Below are 16,612 nucleotides of genomic sequence, written 5' to 3' on the forward strand. Positions count from 1 at the left end.
CTTCCAGGATAAACAGCGGGAGGCGATGAGGCGCGCGGACCGTTCTCCTGAGGGCCCGCTTCCCCGTCGCGGAACACCCCGTCCGCCGGTCCAAAACACGTTCGCGCTGGCAGGTCTCCCGGCTTGCGGAGCAGGGTTTTCGCCCTTCGATCCCCGCCTTCCCGATTCCAAGGGAATCAGTGGCTTCGGGCATCTCTCCGGTCACGGTCGCGGGGGCGGCTGCATTTTGGACCCAAATCTTGCCGATTCGGACCCTATCGCATTCCCTCTTCGCCTGTCATAGGACAGGAACCAACGCCCGGCCACCATTTGCCGGTGGCCGCCACTTGTCAAGCCGAAGGACCGGGACCGATGACGCCTGAACCGGATACCCAAACAGCTGAGGAAACCGACACCCGGCACGCCCAGAAAATGGCGAAGAAGAAGGCTGCCCGCGACAAGATCATGGCGACCAAGAGCGGCGAAAAGGGCCTCATCATCGTCCACACCGGTGCCGGCAAGGGAAAATCCTCCTCTGCCTTCGGCATGATCGTCCGCTGCGTCGCCCACGGCTTGCCCTGCGCGGTCGTGCAGTTCATCAAGGGCGCCTGGGATACCGGCGAGCGACGCCTGCTCACCGGCCATTTCGGCGATCTCTGCCAGTTCCACGCCATGGGCGAAGGCTTCACCTGGGAGACGCAGGACCGCGCCCGCGACATCGCCGCCGCACGCGCCGGCTGGGAGAAGGCCAAGGAGCTGATTCTCGACGAGCACTTGCGCATGGTCGTGCTCGACGAGATCAACATAGCGCTGCGCTACGACTATCTCGACATCGCCGAGGTCGTCGAGTTCCTGAGGACGCAGAAGCCGCCGATGACGCATGTCGTGCTCACCGGACGCAACGCCAAGGACGAGCTGATCGAGATCGCAGACCTCGTGACCGAGATGACGCTGGTCAAGCACCCCTTCCGCTCCGGCATCAAAGCGCAGGCCGGCATCGAGTTCTGAAGGCATGACGGCGCGCGCATTGATGATCCAGGGCGCCGGCTCGGACGTGGGCAAATCGCTCATCGTCGCCGGTCTTGCCCGCGCCTTCACGCGCCGCGGCCTGCGCGTGCTCCCGTTCAAGCCGCAGAACATGTCCAACAATGCCGCCGTCACCGTCGATGGCGGCGAGATCGGCCGCGCCCAGGCGCTCCAGGCGCTCGCCGCCGGCGTCGAGCCGCACACCGACATGAACCCGGTGCTGCTGAAGCCAGAGACCGACGTCGGCGCACAAATCGTCGTCCACGGCAAGCGCATCGCAACTGCGCGAGCTCGCGACTATGCCGCAATGAAGCCCTCGCTGATGAGCGCGGTGTTGGAGAGTTTTGAGCGCCTGAAGGCGCGCGCCGATCTCGTGCTGGTGGAAGGCGCCGGCAGTCCGGCGGAGGTGAACCTGCGCAAGTCCGACATCGCCAATATGGGCTTCGCCCGCAAGGCGGACGTGCCGGTGGTGCTGATCGGCGACATCGATCGCGGCGGCGTCATCGCCCAGCTCGTCGGCATCAAGACGGTGATCGACCCCGACGATGCCGCGATGATCTGTGGCTTTGTCATCAACAAGTTCCGCGGCGACCCCACGTTGTTCGACGACGGCTACAGGCTGATCGAACAGAAGACGTCGTGGCGTGGCCTCGGCGTGCTGCCCTGGTTCGCGCGCGCCGGCGAGCTGCCAGCCGAGGACGCGCTGGGCCTGAGCGATGCGCGCAAGCCGGGCCAGTGCAAGATCGCCTGCCTCGCACTGTCGCGCATTGCCAATTTCGACGATCTCGATCCGCTCAAGCTCGAACCAGGCGTCGATCTCGTCATGGTCCGTCCGGGCGAAGCAATTCCCGGCGATGTCAGGCTTGTCATCATCCCCGGCTCGAAATCCACCCGCGGCGATCTCGCCTTCCTGCGCGCGCAGGGCTGGGACATCGATCTGCTCGCGCACCATCGTCGCGGCGGCCATGTGCTCGGCCTCTGCGGCGGCTATCAGATGCTCGGCCGCAGCGTGGCCGATCCCGACGGCATCGAAGGTCCGGCGGGCGACACGCCGGGCCTCGGGCTTCTCGATGTCGAGACCGTGATGAGCCCGCAGAAGACGCTGACGCGCGTCGCGGCCGCGCATGCCGTCACAGAGCAGCCGATCGAGGCCTATGAGATCCACATCGGCCGCACCGACGGCCCCGATCGCGTCCGCCCGTTCGCGAAGCTGAATGGCGAGCCGGAAGGCGCGATCTCGCCGGATGGCCGCGTGCAAGGCAGCTATCTGCATGGCCTGTTCACGTCGGATGATTTCCGCAAGGCATTTTTGGCCAAGCTCGACATTCCCGCGGGCGAAGAGCCCTATCATGCCAGGATCGAGAGCGCGCTCGAGGCGCTGGCCGATCACATCGAAAAGCATCTCGACGTCGAAGGCCTGCTCGCGCTAGCGCGCTAGGACCTCGCCAAGGCGCGCCCATTCGGCTTCGCTGCCGGGAAGCCCGAGGCGCAGCCATGCTGGCGTTTGCGCAAAGACGCGGGACCATATCTGGCCACGCGCGAGCCTCTCCTGCGCGGCTAGCGCGTCGGGGGTCTGGTAAAGACGAAACAGCGGCGTCCCGCCGACGAGCCGCCAGCCTTGCGACAGCACCATGGTGTCGAGACGAACACAGTCGCGGGCGAGCCGCGCCGACGTGGCCTCGGCCCAGGCATCATCGCGCAAAGCCCGGCAGCCGATCGCAATCGCCGCGCCCGACACCGGCCATGGACCCGTCATCGCCGTAAGCTTCACAACGTCGGCCGCATTGCCGATTGCGAAGCCAAGCCGGAGGCCGGCAAGACCATAAAATTTTCCGAACGAGCGCAGCACCAATAGTTCCGGCCGATCCGCCTCCGGCGCAAGCGATAATTGCGGAACGGCATCGGCAAAGCTCTCGTCGATCACGAGGCGGCCGACACGCGGCAGCAGTGCGAGCAGATCCTTTGGCGAATGACGCCGGCCATCGGGATTGTTGGGATTGACAACGATGGCGAGATCCGCGCCCGCCAGCGCATCGAGCTCCGTCACCTCCTGGACATCCCAGCCTGCAGCCGACAGCACCCCTGCATATTCATTGTAGGTCGGCGCAAGGATGCGCGCGCGACCGGGCGACGTCAGGCGTGGCAGCAATTGAATGGCGGCTTGCGCGCCGCCCATCGCAACGACCGGTGCACGCGTGCGATAGGCCTGCCGCGCGGCCTGATGCAAGGCATCGATCTCGGCGCGCGACGGCAGCGCGCTCCACGCGCGCGAGTTCACCTCGCCCACGGGATAAGGCAACCGATTGATCCCCGTCGACAGATCGATCCAATCCTCCGCGCGGCCGCCAAACCGCTGCTGGGCCAGATCGAGATTTCCACCGTGCTCGCGCATGCCTCGTTCTGTCACGCGAAGGCGAGGATCGCAAGGAGGGCGGCGAGCAGCATCATGGCGCGGCGGTAGACCGTCAGCGCCTCCGTGATATCGGCGGCGCGCGGATCGCGCGCGCCTTGGTTCAGCCAGGGCTCGTCGGTCGCGCTGCCGTGGTAGATGCGGGGACCACTGAGCCGCACGCCGAGCGCCCCCGCCATCGCCGCTTCCGGCCAGCCGGCATTCGGCGAACGATGCCGGCGCGCATCGCGCGCCATGCACGACAGCGCCTCCGATCGCCTTGACGCCAGCAGCACGAACAGGAATCCGGTCAGGCGCGCCGGAATGAAATTGGCGAGATCGTCGATGCGCGCCGCCGCCCACCCAAAGGCTTCATGTCGTTCGCTGCGATGACCGATCATGGAGTCCAGCGTGTTGATGGCCTTGTAGCCGAAGATGCCGGGCAGACCGAACAGCGCGCCCCAGAACACCGGCGCGACGATGCCGTCGGAGGAGTTCTCGGCAAGGCTCTCGATCGCCGCGCGCGCGATGCCGGCTTCATCGAGCGCTGTGGGATCGCGGCCGACGATGCGCGATACCGCCTCGCGTGCGGCGGCGATGTCGCCCGCCTGCAACGGCATCGCGACGGCGGCAACGTGATCATGGAGCGAGCGCAGCGCGACCAATGGCCAGGCCAGGATGCCAATCAACATGATCTGGATCCAGCCCAGCGAGAGCACCGATTGAACGATCCAGCCGAGCGCAACTGAGAGCGCAATCACCACCAGTGCTCCGGCGACGCCAGCAGCTCGGCGCCACGCCGGCGGATCGGACGCACGATTCCAGGCGGCGTCGATGGCGGCAATCAGCCGGCCGAGCCAGGTGACGGGATGGCCGATCCGCGCGAACAGCGGGGCGGGCCAGCCCAGAAGGGCATCCACCGCCATCGCCACCACCATCGCACCCGCAAAGCCCACACCCGCCTCCTGTCCGCCCCTGTTGCGCAAAGCGAGGGCGGAGCGCAAGCCCCTCGCCCCCTGATTTCGGCTTTGTCTTTGGTCACGATTGATGGTTAGTCAGGCTCACGGGAGACCTTGATGACCACCATCTTGATCACGGGCGGAGCGCGATCGGGCAAGAGCAAGCGTGCGGAAACGCGCACGCGCGCCTTTCCCGGCCAGCCGGTCTACATCGCGACGGCCGAGGCGCTCGATGGCGAAATGGAGGAACGCATCGCAAGACACCGCGCGCGGCGCGGAAGCGATTGGATCGAGCGCGAGGTGCCGCTTGATCTCGTGCCCGCGCTGCTCGCAACCGATGGCGGCGGCGCACGGCTGGTGGACTGCCTGACACTCTGGCTCTCCAACCTGATGCATGCGGAGCGCGACTGGGAGCACGAGGTGAATGCGCTTGCCGGCGCCCTGCCCCGGCTGAAGAGCCCGGCTGTTCTCGTCACCAACGAGGTCGGCCTCGGCATCGTGCCCGACAACGCACTGGCGCGCAGCTTCCGCGATGCCGCCGGGATCATGAATCAGATCATTGCCGATGTCGCTGACGAGGTCGAATTCGTCGTCGCCGGCCTGCCGATGAAACTGAAATGATGCCGCGCGCCGAACTCTTGCGGGACGTCGTCGCCGATCTTCGAATCGCAGCATCATTCGTGACGATCCTGCCCGTCGCATCGTCGAAGCCCGCCGGTGACGGAGCGATCGCGCGCGCGACCTGGGCGCTACCCGTCGCGGGACTGCTGGTCGGCCTCGCCGGCGCCTTGGTCTACAAGATCTCCATCCGGTTCGGACTGACACCGAACCTTGCCGCCCTGCTCGCGCTGGCGACGACCGCCCTCATCACCGGCGCGCTGCACGAGGACGGGCTTGCCGATACCGCGGACGGACTCGGCGGCGGCCGTACGCGTGAGCGCAAGCTCGAGATCATGCGCGACAGCCGGATCGGGACCTATGGCGTCTGCGCACTGATCCTGTCGTTCGGCTTGCGCTGGGGTGCGCTCGCGACCATCGCCGATCCCCTCGCCGTCGCGTTCGCACTGTGCGCGGCGCAAACTGCTGCCCGCGCCGGCGTGCCGGCCTTCATGTCGCTGGTGCCGCCTGCGAGACCTGACGGCCTATCGGCCAGCGCCGGAGCGCCGCCGGGCGGCAGCATCGCCATTGCCTTCGCGCTTGGAACGCTCGCGCTTGCCCTGGCGTTGGGGCCGGGCAAGGCGCTGGTCGGACTGATCCTGCTATCGCTTGCCGGCCTCATGCTGGCGCGGCTTGCCATCCGCCAGATCGGCGGGCAGACCGGCGACGTCCTCGGCGCGTTCGAGCAGACGGGCGAGATCCTGATCCTGCTCGTGGCCGCCTCCTTCCAGATGGGACGCTGACCTCATGGTCGAGTTCGACGATACCTTCCGCCAGCACTTGCGCGAGCTGTTTGTGTGGCGTCGCGACGTGCGCCGCTTTCGCAGCGATCCATTGCCGGAGGGTGCAATTGAACGCCTGATCGAGACGGCCTGCCTCTCGCCTTCGGTCGGCCTCAGCCAGCCCTGGCGCTTCGTCACTGTCGATGACGCCGCGCGGCGCCGGGCCGTGACCGACGATTTCAAGGCATGCAATGCCGACGCGCTGAATTGTTATTTCGGCGACCGCGCAGCGCGATACGCCACGCTGAAATTGTCAGGCCTCGACCAGGCTCCCGGTCATCTCGCCGTGTTCGCGGACAAGGCCAGCAGCATCGGTCATGGCCTCGGCCGTGCGACCATGCCGGAGACAACAGAATATTCCGTGGTCGCCGCCATCACGGCGATGTGGCTTTCCGCGCGCGCCGACGGTATCGGCATCGGCTGGGTGTCGATCCTGAGCCCGGATCGGATCCACGCCATTCTCGATGTGCCGCACTCCTGGAAATTCATCGCCTATCTCTGCATCGGCTATCCGGAAGCCGAATGCGACCGGCCCGAGCTGGAGCAGGCGAAGTGGGAGCATCGACGAGGCGCCGACGAGTTCACGCTGCGCCGCTAGGCCCAGCGCTCGAACGGCTTCAGATCGACCTGCTCCGCCCCGCGAGCAGCGCTCGCGCGACCAAAGTCGCCGCATAGCGGCTGACCCTACGTCAGTATGTTCACGACATACCCCCGCACAATGGCGACAACCAAGTGCTCTTGCTATCTACGAGCACACAGTGAAGGGCAACGGAACCGGTCCCGCGAGCCGGCAATTGCAAGACAGGTCCGGCGGCGTAGCGCCCGCCGGACTCCTGATCGAGCGGCAGGATGCCGCTCTTGGTGTCGACCGTCACAGTTGGTGCTGAGAGAACGCCATGAGAAACATCGCCGATCTCCTCGTACGGTTTTGGCAGGCGAACCAGCCTGCATCCGATATTCAGGTGGCCGCTGTGGCCGAACACCGAGATCAATCCAGCATGGCTGATTTTGTCCGCATCCTGCAGGCCTACGATCGGGACCAGTGGGGTGACCGCGTCGGTCCGTGACATGGTCGTCACAGCAAATCAGCGCTCAGGCCGGGCTGCGGACTGCATCCAACCAGCTGGTACAGGATCAATCTTGCGCCCCCAATTCTTCTTCAGCAGGTCGCCCGGCCGGCGATGTGCCGTCGGCCGGGCCAACACCCACACGTGCGTCGAAACGGGCGATCTGATCAAGCTGACCAAGGCTTGCTTCGAAGGCGCTCTTCGGTAGTTCACGGCCCAGCCTCCGCGCGTCTGCGCCCGCCGGCTTCGTCCACGTCGCGCCCAAACCGCTCGACGAGGAAATCGATGAACAGCCGCACCTTCACCGATAAATGCCGCGTCGGCGGATATACCGCGTAGAGCGCGAGCGGCGGCGCAGAATAGTCGTTCAGCACAACGCGCAGTTCGCCCTTCCGGAAAGCATCGGCGGCGATGAACTCCGGCAGCAGCGCCAGCCCCCTGCCCTTGATCGCGACGTCGCGCAGCACTTCGGCGTTATTGACGCAGAGCGACCAGGCCGGCTGGATCCAGTGGTCGCCGTCACTGCCGGTAAGCTTCCACTGGTTGCCCGTGAGCAGGAAGCCGTAGGTGAGTGAAGCGTGCTCACGCAGATCCTGCGGATGCTTTGGTGTGCCATGCCGCGCGAGATAATCCGGCGAAGCGCAGATCATGCGCGCCACCGGCATGATTTTGCGCGCGATCAAGCTGGACGATTCCAGCTCCGCGATCCGCAGCGTCACGTCGAATCCATCCTGGACGGGATCGAGCAGATCGTCGCTGAGCACGATCTGAAGCTGAAGCTCGGGATAACGCGCCATGAAATCGGCCAGCACCGGCCCGAGCCGCATGGTGCCGAACGACATCGGCGCATTGACGCGGAGCAGCCCGCGCGGCGCCGACTGGGCCTGCGTCACCGCCTGGTCGGCCGCCTCGATCTCCGAGAGGATCACGACCGCGCGCTCGAAGTAGCGCTGGCCGTTCTCGGTCGGACTCGCGTGCCGCGTGGTCCGGTTCAGGAGCTGGACCCCGAGGCTCTCCTCGAGATCTGCGATGTATTTGCTGATCGCCGAGCGCGACAGCCGCAGCTGCCGACCGGCCTCGGCAAAGCTGCCGCTTTCGACCACCTTCACGAAGGCCCGAAGGCTGCCGAGCTTATCCAAGGGGCGAGCCCGCAGATTGTTTCCAAATCGTAGACATAGCCGTCATATTTGCATGGATTGTCTCCAATCCAAAGCGCAACGATATTTCCACGCAGAGCAAGACCGCTTCCCGAATCTGGAGGACGACAATGTCTGGACTGCACCATGTCACCGCGATCGCCGGAGACCCCATCCGCAATTTCGGCTTCTACACCCGGGATCTCGGGCTGCGCTTCGTCAAGAAGACGGTCAATTTCGACGATCCGGGCACCTATCACTTCTATTATGGCGACGAGACCGGCCGCCCCGGCACGATCCTGACCTTCTTCCCCTGGGCCGGCGTTCCGGCCGGGCGCCGCGGCGTCGGCGAGACCCATCAGACCGCCTTCCGCGTGCCGCAACGCTCGCTCGGCTATTGGACGCAGCGCTTTACCGAGAAGGGCATTCGCTACGAGGCGCTGGAGAAGCGCTTCGGCGAGTCCGTGCTGCCGTTCACCGACCCCGATGGCATGGCGCTGGCCCTCGTCGGCATCCCCGGCGCGGAGAACGAGCCCGGCTGGAGCAATGGCGACGTGCCGGCCGAGCACGCGATCCGCGGCTTCCACGGGGTGACTTTGCTGCTCGACAGCGCGGCGAAGACGGCTGCCGTCCTCACCGACGTGTTCGGCTTCAAGGAAATGGGACGAGAAGGCTTGGTGATCCGCTTCAAGGCGCCGGGCGATGCCGAAGGCAGCATCGTCGACATCTACGAGGCCAAGGGTTTCCTGCGGGGACATCAGGGCGGCGGCTCGGTGCACCACATTGCCTTCCGTGCGGCCGACGATGCCGAACAGAGCAAGATGGCCGCGAGGCTCGTGAGCAATCACGGCCTGCACCCGACCGAGCAGCGCGACCGCAACTACTTCCGCTCGATCTACTTCCGCGAGCCCGGCGGCGTGCTGTTCGAGATCGCGACCGACATCCCCGGCTTCGCCGTCGACGAGCCCGTCGCCACGCTCGGACGTGACCTGAAGCTGCCGAGCTTCCTCGAACAACATCGCAAGCAGATCGAAGGGGTCTTGCCGAGCCTGGAAGAGACCGCGTCATGACCGAAACCGCATTCATCCATCGCTTCGAGCCCGCGATCAACGCGGGCTCTCCTCCTCTGCTGCTGCTGCACGGCACCGGCGGCGACGAGAACGACCTGCTCGGGCTCGGCAAGGTGATCTCGCCCGGCTCGGCCCTGCTCTCGCCGCGCGGCCGCGTGCTCGAGCACGGCATGCCGCGCTTCTTCCGGCGTCTGGCTGAAGGCGTGTTCGACGAGGCGGACGTGCGGCGACGCGCGATCGAGCTCGGCGAGTTCGTCGCGGAGGCGCGGAAGCAATATGGCATCGCCGCGCCGGTCGCGGTCGGCTTCTCCAACGGCGCCAACATTGCAGCCGCGCTGTTGCTGCTGAAGCCCGAGGTGTTGTCCGGCGCGATCCTGCTGCGCGCCATGGTGCCGCTGTCGGATCCGCCGAACGCCGACCTTGCAGGCAAGCCCGTTCTGCTCCTCTCGGGACAGGGCGATCCGATCGTGCCGGCGAGCAACTCGGCACGGCTAGCGGCTCTGCTCTCGCAAGCAGGCGCGAGCGTGACGCACGAGGTCCTGCCGGCTGGCCATCAATTGTCACAAGCCGACGTGACTTTGGCCCGCGACTGGATCGGCAAGGTCGACGCCGAGGCCGCATGATCACATGGCGGCGCATCGTTTTCGAACGGTGCGCCGCGATGCAACGCTTCAAATCAGCAAGTCGTGAGGCGCGGGTACAATGCCGTGATGCGGACCATTAGTGCCGTGGTCGGCGGTGTGCTCGACCGGGGCCTGAGGCGCCATTTTGACGATCATCTCGAGGTCTCCTTCCTGACCGAGCGGAACGTGCGGATCATGAACTCGTTTAAGCTCGACTGCCGCGACGGAAGTGGAAGGAGCTGTCTCACCATCGAAGCGGAACACCAGTTCTTGATCCGCGCCGCCGATCTTGGAAGCAGCTTTAGCCGGCTGTGCGGCTTCTGATGCAGCAGATTGCGCAGCCTGCTGCGCGTTTCCGCCTCCAGCGTCACCGCCGGCTGCAACACTCGGTGCAGCAATCTCGCCTGCTTCCGGCGTGTTTGCAGCGGTTGAGTGCCCCGAGCTGCCGTGTGCCGCGGCGGCCGGTTCTGCCGTCGCCACTGCGGCTGACGCGCTCGCAGCATCCGAAGCCGGAGCGTGATGCTCGGCGCCATTGCCCGGTGTGAAACCAGCTTCAGTCAACTCCGTGGCCGCTAGCTTTGCAGACCCTGGCTCCGAACTGTGCTGCGAATTACCGCGGCCCGCGCCGTCGGTCGTTGCGACGCTCGGTTCGGCGGTCTCGGCTGCTTCCGGTGCGTTTGCAGGGCTTGGGTGTGGATCGTGGCCCGAGTTGCCATGTTCGACGCCGCTTGGTTCTGCCGTCTTCGCCGCCCCTCGCGAACCGTCCGAAGCCGAGGAATGATGCCCATTGTCATTACCTGCGCCGCTGCCCGGTGCGGACCTCGCTTCGTCCATCTCTGCGGCTGCCGCCTTCGCAGAGCCTGGCTCGGCGTGGTGCGCGTTACTGTGGCCCGCCTTCTCGGCGGTTGCGACGCTCGGTCCGACGATCTCGGCTGCCTCCGATGCGTTTGCAGCGGGTGAGTGTGAATCGTGCCCCGAATGGCCGTGTGCCACGCCACCTTGCTCTGCCGTCTTCGCCGAACCTCGCGAAGCGTCCGAAGCCGGAGCGTGATGCTCGGCGCCATTGCCGACGCCGTTGCCCTTTTCAGTCAACCCTGTGGCCGCCTGTGCAGACCCCGGCTCCGAAGCGTGCTCGGAGTTACCGCGGCCCTTGGTGTCGGCCATTGCGACACCCGGTTCGACGATCTCGGATGCTGCCGGTGCGCTTGCAGCGGCTGAGCGTGAATCGTGCCCCGAATTGCCGTGTTCCGCGCCACCTGGTTCTGCCTTCTTCGCCGACCCCGGCGTGGCCTTCGAAGCCGAAGCGTGATGCTCGGCTTCATTGCCGTCGCCTTTGCCCGGTTTGGAGTCGGCTTTAGCCGACTCCGTGGCTGCCGGCTTTGCAGACTCTGGCTCCGATGCGTGCTGCGAGTTGCCGCGGTCCGCGTCAGCGGCCGCTGCGACGCTCGGTCCGACCACCTCGTTCGGCACAGGCGACAAAATGCCGGTGTCCGCCTTCTCCGGCTCACTCTTGAACGTGAGATTTCCAGCTGCCGCAGCCATCGCGCTATGAGCAGGCTCGATTGATGAACCGCGGACCGAGACGTGAGAGGCACCATCCCTCTCTTCCGTTGCAGCCGCCGAATCGGCGGTGACGGTCCTGAACTTCGTCGACGCTCCTGAACCGGCCCGCGTCTGCCCGAAGTGAAACCTCAAGCCGTCGTCGGCGAGCGTGTTCCAGACTCCATCCGCCCCGGCTGTGTCCTCGCCGACGATGCCATGGACATTGTCCGCACTCTGGACAGTCTCATCGGTTGCGGCCACCGATATCAGCGCTCCTTCGAGCTCCTCCAAGGTGATCGCGACAGCCGTGCCTTCCAGCTGATGGACGGGATCCGCGTCCGCAATGGACACAATCCCCTGCAGATGGATTTCCAGCAGGCTGCGATCCCCGACATCGAGAACATGATCGGTCGGATTCACATAGACGATCGTTTCATTGCTTGCGGAGTCGTAGATCCAGGCGAGTGTGTGTGGCGGTATGGACTTGCTTGCCGCGGTCATATGCAACCAGGCAAGCGCTCCGAAAGCTGCAAGATTGATCCTGCTCGGCCCGGATGCGAAATCGAACACAACGTCGGACGAGGTGGCACTGGAATCGGTCGAGGAACGGTGAACAACCTTTTCAACGTTGCCGCCCGTCAGTTGATCGCGGCCATCTCTGCCAAGACTGGCATCGTGACCAAGCTCCACCAAGCCGGACGTTTTTTGGAGGTTGTCACCCGCGGCGTCATCGCTCATTTGGCTCCGAGCGCCTTCTCCGGCGACGCCATCGTTTCCAGTGGTCAGGAACGCGGAAGGCAGGTGGGCCTCGTGCGAAGGGAAACCCGCGACCGAGTTGTCGACATGATGAGCGTCAGCATTGTTGATCGCGGCAACTTTCGTGGTGGCATTCTCTCCGGTGACGGCCTGGAAGCTGTCGATCGATCCATGAGCCGCGTCATGCGTCTGCGCGGCGGCGAGATGAGGATCGTGCAGCGCGTAGATCAGCGCGCCGGCGAGAGCGGCGAAGGTGCCATACTCTCCGTGAACCGACGTCGGATTGGACGCAGGCCGCGGGATTTGATGTTCCGGGGTCGGGTCACCTCCAATCTGTATGCCGTTCATTCCCCGCAGCGAGAGCGGAGCAAGATTCGACGCGCTCGATCCAGCAGGACCGTGGTCTTTCCACGCTTTCGCGCCTGCGGATTGTTCGGCCGCGTGCAGCGCCTCCGTTGCCGCCGCCGGGCTCGTGACTCGGCTCAGCTTGGCAGAAAACTCTCGCTGGATGAGCGGAGGCGGCTCGGAGGATTCCCAGACGACGAGGTGGCGGAGAATGGCTTTTTTCCAAGGCTCATATTCGGCGTGCTCTCCCGCGTGGCCGATGCCGTCGTCATTCGGAAGCATATCGTTCGCTTCCGACGCCTTGAGTTCGTCCGCGATGGCGATCGCCAGAAAGGCCAACGCGAGCGTGCCGAAGCCGGAGGGGCGCTGCAGCAACGCGAGGGTCGCGAGTACGGTTCTGTTGGTGATCTCAAGCTTCTGAAATATATTGTAGAGGTGTACTTTGACTGTTCCTGGAGAAACGTCCAGCTGGCGCGCGATCTCCTTGTTCGACATTCCTTCCGACACTAGTCGTACAATTTGACGTTCGCGCTGCGTCAAGAGCTCCAGCATTTTCTCAATTTTGCTGCCCCCGTCAGCGTCGTTGCCGGTTGGCGAGAGCTCGAACTGCTCGGGCGAGACACTGCGCTTCATCATCAGCCGCAGTGATCGCAGCATGCTGTCGGGGGAGGCATACTTCGAAATTGCGCAGCAGGTGCCGGCAGCGATCGCTGCGGTTAGACCGCGGTCGGATTCGGACTCGGTAAAGAACACCAGGCGCGTGGCAAGGTTCTCAGCTTTCGCAATCGCGAGGATCTCGGTTGCCGTCAGATCTGGCAGGGTGTCAGCAAGAAGCGCGATGTCGGGCGCCAAGTTCCGGATTGCCTCGAGACAGCTCGTCCCGTCGCTGGACGATGCGACGACGTCGAAGTCATGCTGTGCCCCGAGCACCGATCTCAGCCCCTGTAGCACGATCGGTTGTCGATCTCCGATCACGAGCCGGATGCGCGCGGATATCCCCTGCTTGGCAGTCACGTCTAACATGGACTCTGCCTCGGCCCGGCATCTATGAGTTTCGGCATATGGCCGGGGCCGGGTGAGGGTATTAAAATACAATTAACTGCTCGGAGAAAGAGGCTTAGCGGGGTTAACCCTACCTAAAGTCGCAAGCTTTGACGGCGTTTAGGTGAGAAAAAAGAAAAAATATGTCATTTGACCCGATGGCCGTTGCGATTGACTGGCTCGATGCCTATCGCGCGGGCGATCTCGAGGCGATCCTGGACATGTATGCCGAAGATGCCGTGGTTCATTGCGGCTGTGGCGGCGCCAAAACCATTACCGGCCGCGAGGCACTTCGTGCCTATTGGGTCGAGCGCCTCCGAGACTATCCGGCAGGCAAGTTGGACGATCTCAATCTCTCCCAGGACAGCATCATTATCTCGTACAGCACCAGTACTGGTGTCATGACTGCGCATTTTGCGTTTGACGCCGCCGGGAGGATCAAGGAGCTGAGCTGCGGTCCCTCACACTAGAGCTGCGGGTCCGGCGCCAATCTGCTTGGCGGACGTCCTTGGCGCAAATCCGAGAGTCTCAAATGGGTCATTCTCGACGGTTTGGTGCGAAGCTCGGCCGCACCCGGTCTACCCCTCATCGCTGACGGTTAGGCAGCGGGCGGTGTTGGCCGCGATGGGCAATAAGCGGACGAGAAAACTTGATTCACTAGCAGCCGTTGAAGAGCTTAGGGGGAAGCCCACCATCCGTCGGGAAATGGCGCAAGCAACATCCAATCGATTTGGTTGTCGTTGTGAGGGGGCCTGAGACCTCCTGCACCTCTGCTTGGTGGCGAGTAGCGACGGAGACGGACCGACGAGGCGCCGAGATCACAACCTCGGAGGGAGCGCGAAGCATGGCGTCTGGAGCGCAATGCAGGCGCACCGCGGGCGGCGCGCTCTGCATCTGCGACTAGACTTCGAAGATCTTCCAGTTCTGAGAGCTGAGAGGCGAGTTCACCAAGTCGTTGCAAATAAAGGATTGCGCGAGAGCTTCGCATAAATGTCCTCCACAGTACAAAAAAGCACTACAGGACGGCTTCAAACCAATCGGGATAAAGTGGTAATCTACCATGGTGAAAAATCGGCTTTCAATACGTCAGGCTCATTGCCTCATATGAGGGCCGAAAGGCCGCTTAGGATCACCCACTCCCCTTGGCACGTCCACGAACGGTATTCTGCTTAGCCTTTGGACTCGTCGCGCAAATGGCATGAAACCGAAATCCGCCCTTGCGAAACACTTTTCCGAGAGCCGTGAAGCAAGCCTGAATCACTAGCGATGAAAAATCACCAACGCAGTTGGAGCTGACTCGATCACGCACCCAGCATCTAAGAGGATGCTGGACCGGGCCCGATCGATGGTACCGGCGAATGTTCAACGTTTCGTCCTGCGGTCAAGTAAGTGCTGGGAGAGGTCGATGGCACACGTTGGCAAGCACGCGATCGTGGTGGGCGCGGGAATGGGTGGTCTGTTGGCCGCTCGCGCTTTGGCGGATCATTTCGACGAAGTGACCGTACTTGAGCGTGATGCGCTTCCGGATTTGCCTGATCCTCGCAAAGGCGTTCCGCAAGGACGGCATACGCACGGATTGCTTGCTCGTGGGCGCGAGATACTTGAGCAGTCGTTTCCCGGCTTTACCGAGGGAATGATTGCTCAGGGAGCAGTACCTGCGGACCTCGTCAACGATGGGCTTTGGTTCAACTACGGCGTCTATCTTCACAACACCCCCAGCAAGATGGTCGGGCTCGGGGTGAGCCGACCGACGCTGGAAGGCTTCGTGAGACGGCGGCTCGTTCAACTATCCAATATTCGGGTGTGGGAGCGACGTGACGTTGTGGAGCCGGTGTTTGATCGACTATCGGGCCGCGTCACTGGCGTTCGCGTCCAATCAAAAAATGGTTCGCATGACCGGGAAACAATAGACGCCGATCTCGTGGTTGATACCAGCGGTCGCGGATCATCGAGCCCCGCATGGCTGAGTGCGTTTGGTTTCGCAAAGCCGCCAGAGGAGCAGATCACTGTCAATCTTGGCTATGTGACCCGCTTCTATCGTCTCAAACCCGAACATATGACGAATTGTTTGCATGGCAGGAAGTTCGTCATCATGGCAGCGTGTTCGCCTGATTTTCGCTTCGGTGCTCTTTTGCCACAGGAGGGCGAACGTTGGACTGTGACATTAGGCGGTTACAGGGACGATCAAGTGCCAGAGGATGATGCTGGTTTCCTTGAGTTTGCGCGCAGCTTGCAACAGCCGGAAATATTCAACGTGATCCAGAATGCAGAACCACTTACTCCGCTTACGTCATACAAGTTTGTTTCGAACTTGCGACGCCATTACGAGAAGCTGCGCCGCTTTCCGGAAGGCTATCTGGTGTATGGCGACGCCTTGTGCAGCTTCGATCCAGCCTATGGTCAAGGAATGACGGTAGCCTGTCTGGAATCGCTGGCCTTGCGCGAGTGTTTGGCAAACGGAACGCAAGGAATTGCTCGCCGCTTCTTCCAGATGGCTAGTCGGTTCATTGAAGCTCCCTGGCAAATCGTCGTGGGCAGTGATTTGCAAAACCCGCGCGTCGAGGGCAAGCGGACGGCGCAGGTGCGCTTTGTCAACTGGTACATAGCGAAGTTTTACCGAGCGGCGCAACGTGATGCCGCGCTGGCGACCAAGTTCTTGGAAGTGGCCAACCTTATGCAACAGCCAACGGCGTTGCTAAGCCCAGCCAATGCGCTGAAAGTGTGGAATGGGGGACATACAGCACAGCGACCCTGGTCGGGGGCGCCAAGCCGCTTAGCACGGTAGCGACCGGCCCCCCAATCAAACACCTTATTCAGTCGCGTCCGGCACGGCTGATCAGCCCGACGGTCGACTCCGGGGTGACGAGGCCGTTCAAGCTCGCGGAGTGCAGCAGCGAGCCTGAAGTCTCGGTGCCGATCGAAGCCGCGCACAGACCGGCCGCCACCGCGACCGCCGAGCTCGATCCCCCCGGAGACACCACCGGAATGCCGTGATCGTCCATCAGCGCGCGGCGCATAGGGGTTCTTCACCTGACCGCCCAGGGACGAATAGCCGGCGGGCATGTCGATCGCGAGCATGTCGGCGAACTCCATCAGGATTGAGCGCGCGTACCGCGTTGAGCTTGGGCTCGTCGCGGTCGTAGGCCTCAATGCACGCGAGATAGGCTTTGACCAGCGCCGTGGCCGTGACATGCCCAGTGGCCAGAGCATGAGCGGTATCGCATCGACGCCTGATCGAGC

Annotated in this window: 15 protein-coding genes and 1 riboswitch; of the genes, 9 read left to right on the forward strand and 6 right to left on the reverse strand. The window is 63.7% G+C overall.

Going from position 1 to position 16,612, the window contains the following annotated elements; translation table 11 throughout:
• Positions 1–91: 91 nt before the first annotated feature.
• Positions 92–311, reverse strand: a riboswitch (cobalamin riboswitch).
• 40 nt (positions 312–351) lie between these two features.
• Together cobO and BRAD3257_RS24625 are read left to right on the forward strand one after the other, a co-directional pair.
• Positions 352–987 (forward strand): cob(I)yrinic acid a,c-diamide adenosyltransferase, encoded by a 636-nt coding sequence (cobO, locus tag BRAD3257_RS24620; RefSeq protein WP_122403998.1) that lies wholly within the window; start codon positions 352–354, stop codon positions 985–987.
• 4 nt (positions 988–991) lie between these two features.
• Positions 992–2,443, forward strand: coding sequence for a cobyric acid synthase (locus BRAD3257_RS24625; protein ID WP_122403999.1), 1,452 nt, complete (start codon positions 992–994; stop codon positions 2,441–2,443).
• On the opposite strand, the gene cobD is transcribed toward BRAD3257_RS24625, so the two are convergent.
• Both cobD and cbiB read right to left on the reverse strand, forming a co-directional pair.
• The gene (gene cobD, locus BRAD3257_RS24630; protein WP_162500345.1) at positions 2,432–3,397 is read right to left on the reverse strand and encodes a threonine-phosphate decarboxylase CobD; all 966 of its coding nucleotides are present in this window, start codon (positions 3,395–3,397) and stop codon (positions 2,432–2,434) included. The two genes, BRAD3257_RS24625 and cobD, sit on opposite strands and share 12 nt — an antisense overlap.
• An 11-nt stretch (positions 3,398–3,408) precedes the next feature.
• The gene (gene cbiB, locus BRAD3257_RS24635) at positions 3,409–4,350 is read right to left on the reverse strand and encodes an adenosylcobinamide-phosphate synthase CbiB (RefSeq protein ID WP_162500346.1); all 942 of its coding nucleotides are present in this window, start codon (positions 4,348–4,350) and stop codon (positions 3,409–3,411) included.
• A gap of 120 nt (positions 4,351–4,470) precedes the next feature.
• On the opposite strand from cbiB, the gene cobU reads away from it, so the two are divergent.
• The 3 genes from cobU to bluB are packed head-to-tail and all read left to right on the forward strand — an operon-like array spanning position 4,471 to position 6,390.
• On the forward strand, positions 4,471–4,974 hold the full coding sequence (gene cobU / locus BRAD3257_RS24640; RefSeq protein ID WP_122404001.1) for a bifunctional adenosylcobinamide kinase/adenosylcobinamide-phosphate guanylyltransferase: 504 nt from the start codon (positions 4,471–4,473) through the stop codon (positions 4,972–4,974).
• Positions 4,971–5,753, forward strand: a complete 783-nt coding sequence (gene cobS, locus BRAD3257_RS24645) for an adenosylcobinamide-GDP ribazoletransferase (protein ID WP_122404002.1) — start codon at positions 4,971–4,973, stop codon at positions 5,751–5,753. The genes cobU and cobS overlap by 4 nt, the downstream gene beginning before the upstream one ends.
• A 4-nt stretch (positions 5,754–5,757) precedes the next feature.
• Positions 5,758–6,390, forward strand: coding sequence for a 5,6-dimethylbenzimidazole synthase (gene bluB, locus BRAD3257_RS24650; protein WP_122404003.1), 633 nt, complete (start codon positions 5,758–5,760; stop codon positions 6,388–6,390).
• A gap of 100 nt (positions 6,391–6,490) precedes the next feature.
• Here the strand turns inward: bluB and BRAD3257_RS39780 are convergent, their stop codons facing one another.
• Positions 6,491–6,862: a hypothetical protein gene (locus tag BRAD3257_RS39780; RefSeq protein ID WP_160118839.1), complete on the reverse strand. Its 372-nt coding sequence runs from the start codon at positions 6,860–6,862 to the stop codon at positions 6,491–6,493.
• Between the two features lie 206 nt (positions 6,863–7,068).
• Positions 7,069–7,998 carry a LysR family transcriptional regulator gene (locus tag BRAD3257_RS24655; RefSeq protein WP_162500347.1) on the reverse strand — a complete coding sequence of 310 codons (930 nt, stop codon included), beginning with the start codon at positions 7,996–7,998 and terminating at the stop codon, positions 7,069–7,071.
• Positions 7,999–8,126: 128 nt separating this feature from the next.
• On the opposite strand from BRAD3257_RS24655, the gene BRAD3257_RS24660 reads away from it, so the two are divergent.
• Together BRAD3257_RS24660 and BRAD3257_RS24665 are read left to right on the forward strand one after the other, a co-directional pair.
• Positions 8,127–9,065: a ring-cleaving dioxygenase gene (locus BRAD3257_RS24660; RefSeq protein ID WP_122404004.1), complete on the forward strand. Its 939-nt coding sequence runs from the start codon at positions 8,127–8,129 to the stop codon at positions 9,063–9,065.
• A complete protein-coding gene (locus BRAD3257_RS24665; RefSeq protein ID WP_122404005.1) occupies positions 9,062–9,688 on the forward strand; it encodes an alpha/beta hydrolase in 627 nt (208 codons plus the stop codon). Before BRAD3257_RS24660 ends, BRAD3257_RS24665 begins: the two co-directional genes overlap by 4 nt.
• A 48-nt stretch (positions 9,689–9,736) precedes the next feature.
• Here the strand turns inward: BRAD3257_RS24665 and BRAD3257_RS24670 are convergent, their stop codons facing one another.
• Entirely contained in the window at positions 9,737–13,354 is a 3,618-nt protein-coding gene (locus BRAD3257_RS24670) for a LuxR C-terminal-related transcriptional regulator (protein WP_122404006.1), read from the reverse strand.
• A gap of 161 nt (positions 13,355–13,515) precedes the next feature.
• Here BRAD3257_RS24670 and BRAD3257_RS24675 point away from each other — a divergent pair, with 161 nt between their 5' ends.
• The gene (locus tag BRAD3257_RS24675; protein WP_122404007.1) at positions 13,516–13,842 is read left to right on the forward strand and encodes a nuclear transport factor 2 family protein; all 327 of its coding nucleotides are present in this window, start codon (positions 13,516–13,518) and stop codon (positions 13,840–13,842) included.
• Positions 13,843–14,777: 935 nt separating this feature from the next.
• Positions 14,778–16,157 (forward strand): FAD-dependent oxidoreductase, encoded by a 1,380-nt coding sequence (locus BRAD3257_RS24680; protein WP_145987022.1) that lies wholly within the window; start codon positions 14,778–14,780, stop codon positions 16,155–16,157.
• 28 nt (positions 16,158–16,185) lie between these two features.
• Here BRAD3257_RS24680 and BRAD3257_RS41140 read toward each other — a convergent pair whose 3' ends face one another.
• Complete coding sequence (locus BRAD3257_RS41140) at positions 16,186–16,389, reverse strand: amidase family protein (RefSeq protein ID WP_244607683.1); 204 nt, start codon at positions 16,387–16,389, stop codon at positions 16,186–16,188.
• Positions 16,390–16,612: the final 223 nt, after the last annotated feature.

Origin of the sequence: Bradyrhizobium vignae, from assembly GCF_900324035.1 — a bacterium.
GTDB classification, from domain to species: domain Bacteria; phylum Pseudomonadota; class Alphaproteobacteria; order Rhizobiales; family Xanthobacteraceae; genus Bradyrhizobium; species Bradyrhizobium vignae.